The following is a 12,665-nucleotide window of genomic DNA, read 5'->3' as shown; positions in this document are numbered from 1 at the left end:
CCTATAGACGGTTCGTGGCGGAACGGCGACGGGGCCGCTTGGTCAGCCCTTGCGCCGCGCCCTCAGCCTCAACCGCATCGGCTCGCGGCTGCGCAGGGTGATCTGGTGAACTGGGCGAGGTTCCACCGTCGTCAGAGCCTCGACATCGGCGACGCGAAGGATGGCGGCGAGCGCGATCATCGCCTCCTGCAGGGCGAAGGCGGCGCCGATGCAGACGCGGGGTCCGGCGCTGAAGGGGATGTAGGCGTAGCGATCGATGGCCTTTCGGTTCTCCGGAAGAAAACGTTCGGGCCGGAAGGCGTCGGGGTCGTCCCACAGCAGCTGGTGGCGCTGGAGGATCCACGGCGAGATGATGACGGTGGCGCCGGCCTTGATCGTCTGTCCGCCGATCTCGTCGTCGGCCAGGGCCTTGCGGGCCATGGTCGGGGCGGGCGGAAACAGACGCATCGTCTCCTCCAGCACGGCGCGGGTCCAGGGCAAGGCCTCGGCCCATTTGGGATCGGAGACGTCGAAGGCGTCGGCCTCGGCCTGGAGCCGGGCCAGATACTCGGGCTGGCGCGACAGCAGATGCAGGGTCCAGCCCAGGGCGCGGGCCGTGGTCTCGTGTCCCGCCAGGATGAAGGTCAGGATGTTGGCCGCGACCTCTTCGTCGCTCAGGCCCGGACCGCCGTGTTCGTCGCGGGCCAGCAGAAGCGCGCTGAGCAGGTCGTCGGGCGGCGCGTCGCCGCTCTCGATCTTGGCGCGGCGGGCCTCGACCAGCTTCGTCACGCGCTGCTCGAAGAAGCGGGCCGAGCGGAAGCTGGCCAGGCGGCCCAGGCGCGGGGCCCAGTCCGGTGCGCCCAGCACGTCAAGCGGATCGATGCGCGCGCCGTTGGCCAGAAACTGGTTCAGCGCCCGCTCGAACCCGCGGGCCTCGCCGCCCAGCTCGTCCGAGAACATGGTCGCCGACAGAATGTCGAAGGTCAGGCCCGACATCTCGCTGTCGATATCCAGCACCCGCCCGCGCGCCGACAGCGACCAGGCAGCCACACGCGCGTGACAGACCTCGGCCATCCTTGCGTTCAAGGTCGCCATCTTGGCGGGGGTGAACAGGGGCGCGAGGATGCGCCGGGCGCGACGCCAGACCTCGCCCTCGGTCAGCAGCAGGCCCTCCGCCAGCATCGGTCCCAGCACACGCCGTTGCAGATCGCCCTTCACATAGTTGGCGGCGTTCTCGGTCAGGACGTGCCGCACGCCCTCGGGATGACTGACCACGAGGATTTCGCCAAAGGCCGAGGATCCATGCAGTTGCGGTTCGGTGAAATGCCGCTCGGACCACATCTGGATCGGATCGCGCCAGCTGATCCACAGGAAGGGCAGCAGCGACAGCGGCTTGCCCGCGCGCCGGGGCGGTATCGCAGGGCGGAAGACAGTGTCGGCGTTCGTCGCGTCCATCAGACGCTCCCTGTTCAAGTCGCCGGTTCAGCCAGGCGCATTGGTCCTGAAACGCGCGATCCGGCGCCTGCGTTCATGCAGGATCAATGCGACGTCAGCGCGACGGGCGCGCCCTGCCGATCGCGGCGAGCAACCGCGTCATGTCTTCAGCTGCCAGGTCTTTCGCGCGCTGGCTGGAGACGGCGGGTTTCGAAACCGTCGCTGCGGGGGGAGCGGCTTGAGCCGCTCTCTTCTTTTCGCGCCGTTCGAAAAGGAAGCGTTGAAGACCCCAGACGAGGTGAGGCGTCCACGGCTGGCCGCAGGCGGTGCTCTTGCCCGCCTTGTTCAGTAGGCCGGCGACCTCGTTGGGACGGGTGAAGCCGCTCTTGAAACAGGCGCGTAGCAGGGGATTCAACTCATCCAGAAACGCCTCCTTCGAGCGATTACGAAAGGCGAAATGCTTCAGCTCGTCTCTGGTGATCTGCGAAGGCTTGGAAGACGGCCGCCCAGCCGACGCGGCCTTGGTGCGGGTGGGCCCCGCTGGCTTTCCGCCGCCGCGATAGGGTCCCTTGGCCAATCTCAGTTCGCCGGAGAGGCGGTCGGCGCCCAGGCCTTCATCTCGGCGATCTCGCGCGTCTGCGTATCGACGACGCTCTGGGCCATGCGGCGGATTTCCGGGTCGCGGCTGTCACGCAGGGCGACCTTGGCCATGGCGACGGCGCCTTCGTGGTGGGCGATCATCTTGGCGACATAGGCCTGGTCGATCGTCTGACCCGAGGCGGCGGCCATCTTCCGGTGCATCTCGGCCTCGGAGGCGGCGAAGGCCCGATCTCCAAGGGTGACGCCGGGCGTGGGGCCGCCCATGTCGTGACCGGCGTGACCGGCGGCTTCCATCTGTTCGGTCGTGCGCGCCGCCGCGGCCTGGTTGGCGGCGGAGGTATCGCGCAGCGCCTGCTGCACCGGATCGCCGCCGCCGTCGCAGGCGCTGAGCAAGCCCAGCAAGGCGAGCGGCGTCAGGACGCGGATCATGCGGCGTCGCCCAGCCAACCCGGCATCCAGCCTTCGTGCCATTCGCGCAGGTGAGAGACAGGGATGCTGAACAGTTCGCCCTTTTCTCCCTTGGAGGCGAAGGCGGTTCCGCCCGCATGACCGACGACCGAAGCATGCAGACCGGCCTCGCGCGCCTTGGCGATGATGGCGTCGGCGTCGGGCACGGCGACCAGGTAACGGGCCTGGTCCTCGGCGAACAGGAAGATGTGGGCGTGGGCCGCGCTGGAGGCGTCCAGGGTCACGCCGACGTATGAGGCCAGCACCAGATCGGCGGCGGCGCCGATCAGGCCGCCGTCCGAAAGGTCGTGGACCACGGTCAGGTCGCCGGCCTCGATCCGGTCGCGAACGAAGTCGCCGGTCTTCTTTTCCAGCTTCAGATCGACGGGCGGGGGGGCGCCGTCCTCGCGGCCCAGGACCTCGCGCAGATAGATGGAGGCGCCCAGTTCGCCCTGGGTCTGGCCGATCAGGACCAGAGCGTCGCCCTCGGCCATGGTCGAGAATCCGGTCACCACGTCGTAGTTGGGCAGCAGGCCGACGGCGCCCACGGTCGGGGTCGGCGGAATGGCAACCCCGTTGGTCTCGTTATACAGCGACACGTTTCCGCTCACGACCGGGAACACCAGTTCGCGGCAGGCCTCGGCCATGCCGTCGATGGCGCGAACGATCTGGCCCATGATCTCCGGGCGCTGCGGGTTGCCGAAGTTCAGGTTGTCGGTGATGGCGATCGGACGGCTGCCCACAGCAGTCAGGTTGCGCCAGGCCTCGGCCACGGCCTGTTTGCCGCCCTCATAGGGGTCGTTCTGGACGTAGCGGGGGGTGCAGTCCGAGGTGACAGCTAGACCCTTGTCCGTGCCATGCACGCGCACCACGCCGGCGTCGGCGCCGGTCGAGGAATCCTGCAGCGTGTCGGCCATGACGTGGCGGTCGTACTGTTCCCAGATCCAGCGCTTGGAGGCCATGTCGGGGCAGGCGACGACCTTCATCACCGCATCGGCCCAGTTTTCGGGCGCGGGAATGTCCGAGTGGTTCAGTTTCGGTTGAAGCTCCGGCTGGACCCACGGGCGGTCATACAGGGGCGCGTCGTCGAACAGGGGCGCCAGCGGCACGTCGCAGACGGTTTCGCCGTGATGCTTCAGCACCAGATGGCCGGTGTCGGTGGTCATGCCGATGATGGCGAAGTCCAGGCCCCACTTCTGGAAGATGCGATAGCCGACGTCTTCATAGCCGGGCTTCAGCACCGCCAGCATCCGCTCCTGGCTTTCCGACAGCATCATCTCATAGGCCGTCATGCCGGTTTCGCGCTGGGGCACCTTGTCGAGGTTCAGTTCGATGCCGACGCCGCCCTTGCCCGCCATTTCGACGGAGGAGGAGGTCAGGCCCGCCGCGCCCATGTCCTGAATGGCGGCGACGGCGCCGGACGCCATCAGCTCAAGCGTGGCCTCGATCAGCAGCTTTTCGGCGAAGGGGTCGCCGACCTGGACCGTGGGGCGTTTGGCCTCCGACTCGTCGTCGAACTCGGTCGAGGACATGGTGGCGCCGTGGATGCCGTCGCGGCCGGTCTTGGAGCCGAAATAGACCACGTCATGGCCAGCCTCGGGCGCGGCCGAATAATAGATCTCGTCGGCGCGAGCCAGGCCCACGCACATGGCGTTGACCAGGATGTTGCCGTTGTAACCCTTGTGGAAGTTGGTCTCGCCCGCGACCGTTGGCACGCCGACGCAGTTGCCATAGCCGCCGATGCCGGAGACCACGCCCTTGACCAGTCGCTTGGTCTTCTCGTGCGACGGATCGCCGAAGCGCAGGGCGTTCAGCAGGGCCACCGGGCGGGCGCCCATGGTGAAGACGTCGCGCATGATGCCGCCCACGCCCGTCGCCGCACCTTGGTAGGGTTCGATGTAGGACGGGTGGTTGTGGCTTTCCATCTTGAAGATGCAGGCGTCGCCGTCGTCGATGTCGATCACCCCGGCGTTCTCGCCCGGCCCGCAGATGACGCGCTCGCCGGTCGTGGGGAACTTGCCCAGGTGAATCTTGGACGACTTGTAGGAGCAGTGCTCGGACCACATGACCGAGAAGACGCCCAGCTCGACATGGTTGGGCTCGCGCCCCAGCCGGTCGAGGACGACCTGATATTCATTGGGGGCCAGGCCGTATTCGGCGGCCAATTCAGCCATGGTCTTTTGCGGAGCGCTCATGGGCGGCGCTTCTAGCCGCAGATGGGCCGAATGTCAGCCCGCGCGGCGCAACATCGGGGAACATCGTCCATCGCAGGTGGTTGATCCCGGCGACAGCCAAAGGAGCCGCCATGACCGACACGCCTATCGACCCCGCCGCCACCCCCGAAGACGAAGACCTGCCGGAGATCGCCGCCGACGACGCCGGCGCCTCCGCCCTGGCCGAACGGGCTCAGAAACAGGCCGATGACGCCGAGGAGGACGAGGCGTGAGCAAACCGCACACCGACCGCATCGTCCCGGCCTCGGGCCAACAGATGGATCGGTCCAACGATCCTGAAACAACCGCAGAGATGGACGCCGCAGCGCCTGAAGCCGCGCTTGCCAGCCGTCGTCAGCGGCTGACCGGCTCGGCTGTCGGGGTCGGCAGCGTCGGCTTCGACGAGACCGGCGCCTTCGACGTGGGCGCCGATGACCACGCGCTTCAGGACGACGCGGTCACCGACAAACCCTGAGGCTTAGCGAGCGCGTTCGACGCCGGGTCGCAGGCGGAAGGTCAGCAGCAGGCCGCCGATCAGCAGGACGATCGCGCCGGCCAGGGCCGTGAAGGCGACGGTCGGCTTGTCCGCCTGTTCGGCGACGAACGCGCCCAGAAGACCCCAGGCGGTCGGCAGCGGATAGGCGAGGGTGCGCAGCACAGCGGTCACCGCCAGGGCGACGACCGTGACGGCCACGATGGCGACGATGGCCCACAGGTCAGGCGACAGGGCGGCGGGCAGGGCGTTGAACGCGGTCGCCGTCGTGATCAGGTTCAACGGCGCAGCCACCGTCAGCCAGCCCGCCAGGGCCGCCAGGGGCCAGACCAGCAGGATGCGCTCGCGATCAAACATCCGCAGCGCGCGGATATGGCCGGATACGGCCAGCATCGGCAGCAACAGCGCGATCAGCGAGGCGAAGATCACGCCCACGCTGGCGGCCTTCAGGTTCAGGGCCGCGACGATGATCCAGAAGCCGATGCCGAAGAAGGCGACGGCGGACGGCAGGCCCATCCGGCCCAGCAGCGGGCTTTCACCCGTCTGCGGCAGGGCCTGACGGATCGCATAGGCCAGAATGCCGATATAGATCAGGCCCCAGATCGAGAAGGCGTAGCCCGCAACGCGCAGGGTGCTGTTGCCGTCTGCGGCGAACTCGGCCTGGTTCAGGCCCAGGCCCGCCAGGTTCTGAACCAGGGGCACGATGATGGCGAAGAGCGCGGCGGCCAGGACGACCAGACGACGGGTGCGTTGGCGGGGCGTGGGACGGATTATGGAGGACATTCGATTTCCAGTGCGACGCGTGTTCCCGCCTTTACGCCTCGCCACGCCAGAAGGTTCACCGCGAGCGGCAGAAAAGTGAAGCTTGCATTGGCGGCTGGCGGCCTCATCCTGACCGACATGACGCTCAAAGCCTCCCTGCCGGCTCTGTTGATCGCGATAATCGTGGCAGCGGGCCAGGCGTCCGCCCAGACGAGCGGAGCGCCGCTGCCCACCTCGGTCCAGACTGCCTGGTCACGTGTTCGCGCGGGCCTGACGCCCCAGCAGCAGGCCAATGAGGTGCGGGGTTTCCTGTCGGCGCTCGCCAACGAGAACGGGCGGCCGACGATGCCGGCGCTGGATGCGCGCGATATCGCCTCAGGTCGCGCCGTGTCGCTCGATGATCCCGCGCTGCTGCAGCGACCTCAGGCGCATGAGGTCACGGTGACGGTGGACGGTCAGTTCCTGATCTTCCGCCCGCTGTCGCGCGCCAGTCTGGAGCCGTTTTTCGGCCGTTAGGAACAATCGGCCCGACCGCGTGGTTGTGAGGGGCAATCCACACTCAGGAGTCCATCATGGCCGATACCGACAACACCCAGCCCTCGCTCGAAGACGAAGTCGCCGCCAACCGCGCTATCGAACAAGGCCTAGGCGTCGGCGCCCGCGAACTGGCCGCCCAGCGCGAACCGGGAGAAAGGGCTTTCGATGACGAAAGCGGAGAAGACGATCAGACAGTGGACCTGTCCGACGGTCGCTCTCAAGTTAAGGACGCCTGACCGGATCTAGGGCTCAACCTTGAAGTTGACTGAGAAGCGGACCATCCGGTCAGCCAATGTCAAACCCGCTGCCGACGCCTCATCCGATAGCTTGAGCCGTGCCCGCGGCAACGACCGCTCAACCGCCTTCCACAAATCATATCCTGCTGGCTGCTCGCTTTCGGGCTGGCACTCAGTCAACTGGCCCGAGGCAGTTACGACGCAAGACAGCACAACGTAACCCTCAAGAGGAGATCTGTCCCTGACGGGATTTGGGAAGGCCGGTCGTGGCATTGTTTGCCATTGAACCGTATTCGGCAGTCCGTCTTGACCATTGCCGTCAACTTCGGCTGCTCGGGTTTCGCGCGGATCAACCATCGGCCGGCCACAAGCCGTCAAGGTTTGTTCGATAGCAGTGCTCGACGGATCAAGCTCCATCACATAACGCGTGCGCGGCGCGCCGTTGTTTCCAGGCACAATAACCTGCAGTTTGCCGCCTTTCGCCAAATCGCGGGCGACCACGGCAGGGAGGCGACTGAAAGCCATGCTGCGTTGCGTGCCCACAGTCCACACGGACGTGTAGGGCTGTTCTTGATCGCCGGCCTGGATCCCGAGTTCCCGCGACGTTGAACCTCTCGTGGCCTCAGGCAATCCGGTGATCAGCACGTCGTACGCATTATCAACGCAACGTGCTGCGATCGTCAGGCCTGAGGTGAAGTCGATTGTGGCCAGCACCGCCTTGCGTTCAGGGGCAGAAGTGAGAGTCCAGTCTTCACTCTGAGGCGTGATCTCCTGCGCGAAGGCAGCGGTGGTGGTGGTGGCGACCGCCACGAGATAGGCGGAAAGTGATAGAAGGCTGCGCATACGCTCAATGCGCACCAACTTGCGATTGCCGTCAAGCGGCAGCGTAGATGCTCTGGAAAAGGGTCGCGCCGTCGGCGGAGCCGAGTTCGGCTTCGAAGGCACGGTCCGGGTGGGGCATCATGCCCAGGACATTGCCGCGCGCGTTCTGGATGCCGGCGATGTCGTTGACCGAGCCGTTGGGGTTGTCGACGTAGCGGAAGACGACCTGACCCTCGCCCTCGATCCGGGCCAGGGTCTCAGCGTCGGCGAAGAAGTTTCCGTCGCCGTTGCCTTGGGTCATCGTCACTTCGCGCTGGCCCTGATAGCCGGCGGTGAAGCGGGTCTGGCCGTTGGCGACGGTCAGGGCGATGGGCTTGCAGACGTATTTCAGTCCCTTGTTGCGCAGCAGGGCGCCGGGCAGCATTCCGGCTTCACACAGGATCTGGAAGCCGTTGCAGATGCCGACCACGGCGACGCCGTCGTCCGCGGCCTTCTTGACCGCCTGCATCACCGGCGACTGGGCCGCCATGGCGCCGCAGCGCAGATAGTCGCCGTAGGAGAAGCCGCCGGGAATGACGATCAGGTCCAAACCCTGGGGCAGTTCGGTCTCGGCGTGCCACACCATCGAGACCGGCTCGCCGGTGGAGCGTTCGACGGCGACCTTGCAGTCGCGATCACAGTTGGAACCGGGGAAGACGATGACGGCTGCGCTCATGGCGCGGGCCTTTAGCAGGCTTCTTTCACCTTGTCAGGCCGTCGCGCGCGCGCGACCCGTCAGCCAGGCGATCAGGAAGATGACGAAGCCGCCCAGCGACAAGCCCATGCCGACCCAGCCGGTCGAGGCCCAACCGTAGCCGGCCGCGATCGCCATTCCGCCCAAGAGCGGGCCGATGGCGTTGGCCGTGTTGAACGCCGAATGGTTGAGCGCCGCCGCCAGGGTCTGGGCGTCGCCGGCGACGTCCATCAGCCGCGTCTGCAGGATCGACCCCAGGCCGCCTCCGCCGCCGATCAGGAAGACCACGACCATCACGGCCCACAGGTGGGGCGCCGCCAGCGGATAGAGGGCCAGAGCCGCTGCACTCCATAGCAACAGGCCGCCCGCCGCCTTGAACCCCAGATGATCCGCCGCCCAAGCGCCCAGGATATTGCCCAGGAACATGCCGACCCCGAACACGGCGAAGACCCAAGGCAGCACGCCGGAGCTGGCGCCCGTCACCGCCTCAAGCGTCGAGGCCAGATAGGCGTAAACCGCAAACATGCCGCCAAAGCCGATGGCGCCGACACCCAGCGTCAGCCAGACCTGGCTGCGCTTCAGGGCGCCCAGCTCGCGCCAGGGGCTGGCGTCGGGGTGGGCCGGATCGCGCGGCGCGAACAGGGCGACCAGCGCCATCGTGAGAACGGCCAGTACGCCGACGATGGCGAAGGTCCAGCGCCAGCCGTGGGCATGGCTGATGATGTTGACGACGGGAACGCCCAGCACGGTGCCGACCGTCAGTCCCATCAGGATGGTCGACACCGCCCGCGTGCGAAAATGCAGGGGCACGATCGAGGCCGCGACCAGGGCCGCCACGCCGAAATAGGCCCCGTGCGGCAGGCCGCTGAGGAAGCGGAAGACCAGCATCCAGTGATAGGTCGGGGCCAGGGCGCTGGCCACATTGCCGATGGCGAACAGGGCCATGAAGGCGATCAATAGCAGCCAGCGCGGGTAGCGCGCGCCTAAGACCGCCAGGATCGGCGCGCCGACCACGACGCCGGCGGCATAGGCGCTGATGACGTGGCCGGCGGTCGGCGCATCGACGCCGAGCCCGGCGGCGAAGTCTGGCAGGATGCTCATGGCCGCGAACTCGGTCACACCGATCGCGAACCCGCCCATGGCTAGGGCGATCAGCACGAGGGCCACCGCCCCGCGCGAGCGGGCGGGAAGGGGAGTGTCGAGGGCGGCGTCGGTCATGTTGCGCTGCAAACTAATCAGCGTTCATGACGCCACAAGGGCGACGCCGCCCGGCGCCGATCACGCTTTGTTTTCGTAGGTCGCCGTGATCGACGCCTTGGCCAGGGTGTGGAAATGCAGGTTGAAGCCGAACACGGCGCCGGAGTTGTCGGCCGTCACGTCCAAGCTCTCAACATCCACGGCGAAGACGGTGAAGATGTAGCGGTGCGGGCCGTGGCCAGGCGGCGGGGCGGCGCCGCCGAAACCGGGCTGACCATAGTCGGTGCGGCCCTGGATGGCGCTGTGGGGCAGATGCCCGCCCGGCGAGCCGGCGCCGGCCGGCAGCTCTGTCACATCCGCGGGAATATTGGCCACCGTCCAATGCCAGAAGCCCGAACCAGTCGGCGCATCGGGATCATAGCAGGTGATCGTATAGCTCTTGGTGCCCTCCGGCGCACCGGACCATGACAGTTGGGGCGATTGATTGCCCTTGGCGTGAACCTGGGCGTCCGGCAGCACGCCGCCGTCCTGGATATCGGTGGAGGTAAGCGTGAAGGTCATGGGCGCTCCGTCAATTAAGCCGTCTGCTAAACTGGCGTCGATGCCGAAGGATGCAACCGTCTCCTTCCCGCGACATGGGAGAGGAGCAGCAGGCTTTACGCCGCCTCGATGCGGTAGCTTTCGATCACCGTGTTGGCGAGAAGCTGCTCGCACATCTTCTTGGCTTCGCCTTGCGGGTCTTCTGCGCCGGCGAGGTCGAATTCGATCAGCTTGCCGACGCGGGCGTTGGAGACGCCCGACCAACCCAGACCCTGCAGGGCGCCTTCGACGGCCTTGCCCTGAACGTCCAAGACGCCGGGCTTGAGGAAGACGTGAACTTTCACCTTGCTTGAAGCGGTTGGGGCCATCAGTGCAGTCCTCCCTGGATCACCGTCGGCATGCCCTTCATGATGCCCAGGCGACGCGCGACTTCGGTATAGCTTTCAATGACGTTGCCCAGGTCTCGGCGGAAACGGTCCTTGTCCAGCTTCTCGCCGGTCGAGGCGTCCCACAGGCGGCAGCTGTCGGGGCTGATCTCGTCGGCCAGCAGGACGCGGCTGAAGTCGTTTTCCCACACCCGGCCGAACTCGATCTTGAAGTCCACTAGGGTGATGCCGACGGCGCTGAACAGGCCTGACAGATAGTCGTTCACCCGCACCGTCATCGCCAGCATGTCGTCCAGCTCCTGGGTCGAGGCCCAGTTGAAGGCGGTGATGTGCTCTTCGGTGACCATCGGGTCGTTGAGCTCGTCCTTCTTGTAGTAGAATTCGATGATCGAGCGGGGCAGGGGCGTGCCTTCCTCGATGCCCAGGCGCTGGCTCATCGAGCCGGCGACGATGTTGCGGCACACGACTTCCAGCGGAATGATCTCGACTTCGCGGATCAGCTGCTCGCGCAGGTTCAGACGCTTGATGAAGTGGTTGGTCACGCCGATGCCGTTCAGGCGTGACATGATGAACTCGCTGATCTGGTTGTTCACCACGCCCTTGCCTTCGAGAACGGCCTTTTTCTGCGCGTTGAAGGCGGTGGCGTCGTCCTTGAAATACTGGATCAGGGTGCCGGGCTCGGGTCCTTCGTAAAGGATCTTGGCCTTGCCTTCGTAGATCTTCTTGCGCTTGCTGTTCATGGTCCGGTCCCGGCTTACGGGCGCCCTCCAGAAACAAAAATCGCGCGGCCATATGTGGAGGGGGAAGCCCCGGTCCTGGCGGCGCGTTTCGGAATCGTTCGGGCAGTCAATCTCGTTCGGGGTCTCCTTAGCCGAAGGCGGCCCTCGATACAAATGAGGATGGCCGGCGGCGCATTCATTGGGGACAGGATGTCCATGCGACGCAAGTCAGGTTGCGTTCGCGGGCGGGCGGTCTATAGACGGCGCTTGCCCCGACGTTAGCGGGGTGGACGGAGCTTTGCTGAGCGAAATGACGACCTTCGACGATCGGGAAAAGGCCTTCGAAGCCAAATACGCCCTCGATCAGGAGCAGGAGTTCAAGGCCATCGCCCGGCGCAACCGGATGCTGGGCCTTTGGGCTGCGGAAAAGATGGGCCTGTCAAGCGAAAGCGCGGACCAGTACGCCGCCGCCGTGGTGCGCGCCGATTTCGAGCAGCCGGGAGACGAGGACGTGTTCCGCAAGGTCGCCGGCGACTTCAAGGCCTCGGGCCTGTCGGTCTCGGAGGGCGAGATTCGCTCCAAGATCGACGAGCTGGCCTCGATCGCCCGCGAGCAGATCCGCGCCGGCGAGTAATCGCCTCGGTCTTCGAACTGATCTGAGAATTCGAAAGGGCCGCACCCGGGGGAAAGTGCGGCCCTTTCTTCTTGCCGGGGACGTTGGGGGATGTTTCACCCGGCGTACTGTGCGTCTCGCGCCCCTGAAGAACACCAGGGCCGAGATTTGGTTTCAGGCGTCGCCGCCCGAAACCAAATATTTTTTACGGCATCAGAACCGTGTCGACGACGTGGACGACGCCGTTCGATTGGCCCACGTCGGCCTGTGTGATCGTGGACTTGCCGCCCTTGGCGTCGGTGATGACCCAGGTGTTATTCGGGCCGGCCGAAACCTTCAGTTCTTCACCCTGAACCGTCTTCAGCGTGGCGGTGCCGCCGTTGGCCTCGGCCTGGGCGGCGATATCGGCGGCCGTCAAACGACCGGCGACCACGTGGTAGGTCAGGATCTTGGTCAGATCAGCCTTCATCGCCGGCTGCATCAGGCTGGTGCGCGTCGCCTCGGGGATCTTTTCGAAGGCGGCGTTGTCAGGGGCGAAGACCGTGAACGGACCCGCGCCTTGCAGGGTGTCGACCAGGCCGGCGGCCTTCACGGCGGCGACCAGGGTGGTCAGATTGGAGGCTTTGGAGGCGTTGGCGACGATCGTCTCGTTCGGGCTCATGGCAGCGCCGCCCACCATCGGGTCAGTCGCGGGGGCCATGGCGGCGCCGTCGGCCGGGGCCATGGCGGTCGATTCCGCCGGCGTCGTGGCGGCCGGCTCGTTGTTGCCGCAGGCGCCGAGCGCCATCAGCGCGCCGCCGGAGACAGCGACGAGCATAAGATTGCGAAGTTTGGTCATGTGTTTCGTTCCCTTTGGGCCGCTCTCAAGGCGGTAACGGGAACGTTACGCGTGACACCTCACAATGGATGCATTCCGCGCGACAAGATATCGCAGCTTCGCCATTGAGTTTTCAC

17 protein-coding genes are annotated in these 12,665 nt (G+C 66.1%); 5 read left to right on the top strand and 12 right to left on the bottom strand.

Translation table 11 applies throughout. The features are described 5' to 3' along the window. Positions 1 to 42: 42 nt before the first annotated feature. The 4 genes from KAK88_RS14380 to purL all read right to left on the bottom strand — a co-directional run bounded on the left by KAK88_RS14380 (position 43) and on the right by purL (position 4,655). Positions 43 to 1,434 (bottom strand): cytochrome P450, encoded by a 1,392-nt coding sequence (locus KAK88_RS14380; protein ID WP_242077150.1) that lies wholly within the window; start codon positions 1,432 to 1,434, stop codon positions 43 to 45. A gap of 94 nt (positions 1,435 to 1,528) precedes the next feature. Beyond that, positions 1,529 to 1,990 (bottom strand): hypothetical protein, encoded by a 462-nt coding sequence (locus KAK88_RS14375; RefSeq protein ID WP_242077149.1) that lies wholly within the window; start codon positions 1,988 to 1,990, stop codon positions 1,529 to 1,531. A gap of 2 nt (positions 1,991 to 1,992) precedes the next feature. Further along, a complete protein-coding gene (locus KAK88_RS14370) occupies positions 1,993 to 2,442 on the bottom strand; it encodes a DUF305 domain-containing protein (protein WP_242077148.1) in 450 nt (149 codons plus the stop codon). Then, the gene (purL, locus tag KAK88_RS14365) at positions 2,439 to 4,655 is read right to left on the bottom strand and encodes a phosphoribosylformylglycinamidine synthase subunit PurL (RefSeq protein ID WP_242077147.1); all 2,217 of its coding nucleotides are present in this window, start codon (positions 4,653 to 4,655) and stop codon (positions 2,439 to 2,441) included. The genes KAK88_RS14370 and purL overlap by 4 nt, the downstream gene beginning before the upstream one ends. Positions 4,656 to 4,765: 110 nt before the next feature. On the opposite strand from purL, the gene KAK88_RS14360 reads away from it, so the two are divergent. Beyond that, the gene (locus KAK88_RS14360; protein WP_156146729.1) at positions 4,766 to 4,906 is read left to right on the top strand and encodes a hypothetical protein; all 141 of its coding nucleotides are present in this window, start codon (positions 4,766 to 4,768) and stop codon (positions 4,904 to 4,906) included. Then, complete coding sequence (locus tag KAK88_RS14355; protein ID WP_242077146.1) at positions 4,903 to 5,148, top strand: Tat pathway signal protein; 246 nt, start codon at positions 4,903 to 4,905, stop codon at positions 5,146 to 5,148. Before KAK88_RS14360 ends, KAK88_RS14355 begins: the two co-directional genes overlap by 4 nt. A 3-nt stretch (positions 5,149 to 5,151) precedes the next feature. Here KAK88_RS14355 and KAK88_RS14350 read toward each other — a convergent pair whose 3' ends face one another. Then, on the bottom strand, positions 5,152 to 5,949 hold the full coding sequence (locus KAK88_RS14350) for a hypothetical protein (RefSeq protein ID WP_045809855.1): 798 nt from the start codon (positions 5,947 to 5,949) through the stop codon (positions 5,152 to 5,154). A 75-nt stretch (positions 5,950 to 6,024) separates the two neighbouring features. Between KAK88_RS14350 and KAK88_RS14345 the strand changes: the two genes are divergently transcribed. Both KAK88_RS14345 and KAK88_RS14340 read left to right on the top strand, forming a co-directional pair. Next, on the top strand, positions 6,025 to 6,444 hold the full coding sequence (locus KAK88_RS14345; RefSeq protein ID WP_242077145.1) for a hypothetical protein: 420 nt from the start codon (positions 6,025 to 6,027) through the stop codon (positions 6,442 to 6,444). 56 nt (positions 6,445 to 6,500) lie between these two features. Beyond that, a complete protein-coding gene (locus tag KAK88_RS14340; RefSeq protein WP_242077144.1) occupies positions 6,501 to 6,701 on the top strand; it encodes a hypothetical protein in 201 nt (66 codons plus the stop codon). Between the two features lie 6 nt (positions 6,702 to 6,707). Here KAK88_RS14340 and KAK88_RS14335 read toward each other — a convergent pair whose 3' ends face one another. From KAK88_RS14335 to purC, 6 genes are all read right to left on the bottom strand, one after another. Beyond that, positions 6,708 to 7,562, bottom strand: coding sequence for a hypothetical protein (locus tag KAK88_RS14335; RefSeq protein WP_242077143.1), 855 nt, complete (start codon positions 7,560 to 7,562; stop codon positions 6,708 to 6,710). A 13-nt stretch (positions 7,563 to 7,575) separates the two neighbouring features. Beyond that, positions 7,576 to 8,238 (bottom strand): phosphoribosylformylglycinamidine synthase subunit PurQ, encoded by a 663-nt coding sequence (gene purQ / locus KAK88_RS14330; protein ID WP_017504766.1) that lies wholly within the window; start codon positions 8,236 to 8,238, stop codon positions 7,576 to 7,578. Between the two features lie 33 nt (positions 8,239 to 8,271). Beyond that, the gene (locus KAK88_RS14325; RefSeq protein WP_242077142.1) at positions 8,272 to 9,474 is read right to left on the bottom strand and encodes an MFS transporter; all 1,203 of its coding nucleotides are present in this window, start codon (positions 9,472 to 9,474) and stop codon (positions 8,272 to 8,274) included. Between the two features lie 60 nt (positions 9,475 to 9,534). Beyond that, a complete protein-coding gene (locus tag KAK88_RS14320; RefSeq protein WP_242077141.1) occupies positions 9,535 to 10,014 on the bottom strand; it encodes a YbhB/YbcL family Raf kinase inhibitor-like protein in 480 nt (159 codons plus the stop codon). 95 nt (positions 10,015 to 10,109) lie between these two features. Further along, on the bottom strand, positions 10,110 to 10,361 hold the full coding sequence (purS, locus tag KAK88_RS14315) for a phosphoribosylformylglycinamidine synthase subunit PurS (protein ID WP_055805975.1): 252 nt from the start codon (positions 10,359 to 10,361) through the stop codon (positions 10,110 to 10,112). After that, positions 10,361 to 11,119 (bottom strand): phosphoribosylaminoimidazolesuccinocarboxamide synthase, encoded by a 759-nt coding sequence (gene purC, locus KAK88_RS14310; RefSeq protein WP_039244425.1) that lies wholly within the window; start codon positions 11,117 to 11,119, stop codon positions 10,361 to 10,363. The genes purS and purC overlap by 1 nt, the downstream gene beginning before the upstream one ends. Positions 11,120 to 11,408: 289 nt before the next feature. Here purC and KAK88_RS14305 point away from each other — a divergent pair, with 289 nt between their 5' ends. Next, positions 11,409 to 11,732, top strand: a complete 324-nt coding sequence (locus KAK88_RS14305; RefSeq protein WP_039244540.1) for a DUF1476 domain-containing protein — start codon at positions 11,409 to 11,411, stop codon at positions 11,730 to 11,732. Positions 11,733 to 11,916: 184 nt separating this feature from the next. Here the strand turns inward: KAK88_RS14305 and KAK88_RS14300 are convergent, their stop codons facing one another. Further along, on the bottom strand, positions 11,917 to 12,549 hold the full coding sequence (locus KAK88_RS14300; RefSeq protein WP_055752966.1) for a fasciclin domain-containing protein: 633 nt from the start codon (positions 12,547 to 12,549) through the stop codon (positions 11,917 to 11,919). Between the last annotated feature and the right edge of the window lie 116 nt (positions 12,550 to 12,665).

Source organism: Brevundimonas diminuta (assembly GCF_022654015.1).
Taxonomy (GTDB): Bacteria; Pseudomonadota; Alphaproteobacteria; order Caulobacterales; family Caulobacteraceae; genus Brevundimonas; species Brevundimonas diminuta_C.
Note: the sequence above shows the minus strand (reverse complement) of the source record. Positions and strands in the feature narration are given on the sequence as shown.

Bases quoted from the DNA above. Each gene is read 5' to 3' on its own strand.
- KAK88_RS14380 (WP_242077150.1), bottom strand. From the start codon at position 1,434: ATGGACGCGACGAACGCCGACACTGTCTTCCGCCCTGCGATACCGCCC.
- KAK88_RS14370 (WP_242077148.1), bottom strand. From the start codon at position 2,442: ATGATCCGCGTCCTGACGCCGCTCGCCTTGCTGGGCTTGCTCAGCGCC.
- purL (WP_242077147.1), bottom strand. From the start codon at position 4,655: ATGAGCGCTCCGCAAAAGACCATGGCTGAATTGGCCGCCGAATACGGC.
- KAK88_RS14360 (WP_156146729.1), top strand. From the start codon at position 4,766: ATGACCGACACGCCTATCGACCCCGCCGCCACCCCCGAAGACGAAGAC.
- KAK88_RS14350 (WP_045809855.1), bottom strand. From the start codon at position 5,949: ATGTCCTCCATAATCCGTCCCACGCCCCGCCAACGCACCCGTCGTCTG.
- KAK88_RS14340 (WP_242077144.1), top strand. From the start codon at position 6,501: ATGGCCGATACCGACAACACCCAGCCCTCGCTCGAAGACGAAGTCGCC.
- purQ (WP_017504766.1), bottom strand. From the start codon at position 8,238: ATGAGCGCAGCCGTCATCGTCTTCCCCGGTTCCAACTGTGATCGCGAC.
- KAK88_RS14325 (WP_242077142.1), bottom strand. From the start codon at position 9,474: ATGACCGACGCCGCCCTCGACACTCCCCTTCCCGCCCGCTCGCGCGGG.
- KAK88_RS14320 (WP_242077141.1), bottom strand. From the start codon at position 10,014: ATGACCTTCACGCTTACCTCCACCGATATCCAGGACGGCGGCGTGCTG.
- purS (WP_055805975.1), bottom strand. From the start codon at position 10,361: ATGGCCCCAACCGCTTCAAGCAAGGTGAAAGTTCACGTCTTCCTCAAG.
- purC (WP_039244425.1), bottom strand. From the start codon at position 11,119: ATGAACAGCAAGCGCAAGAAGATCTACGAAGGCAAGGCCAAGATCCTT.
- KAK88_RS14305 (WP_039244540.1), top strand. From the start codon at position 11,409: ATGACGACCTTCGACGATCGGGAAAAGGCCTTCGAAGCCAAATACGCC.
- KAK88_RS14300 (WP_055752966.1), bottom strand. From the start codon at position 12,549: ATGACCAAACTTCGCAATCTTATGCTCGTCGCTGTCTCCGGCGGCGCG.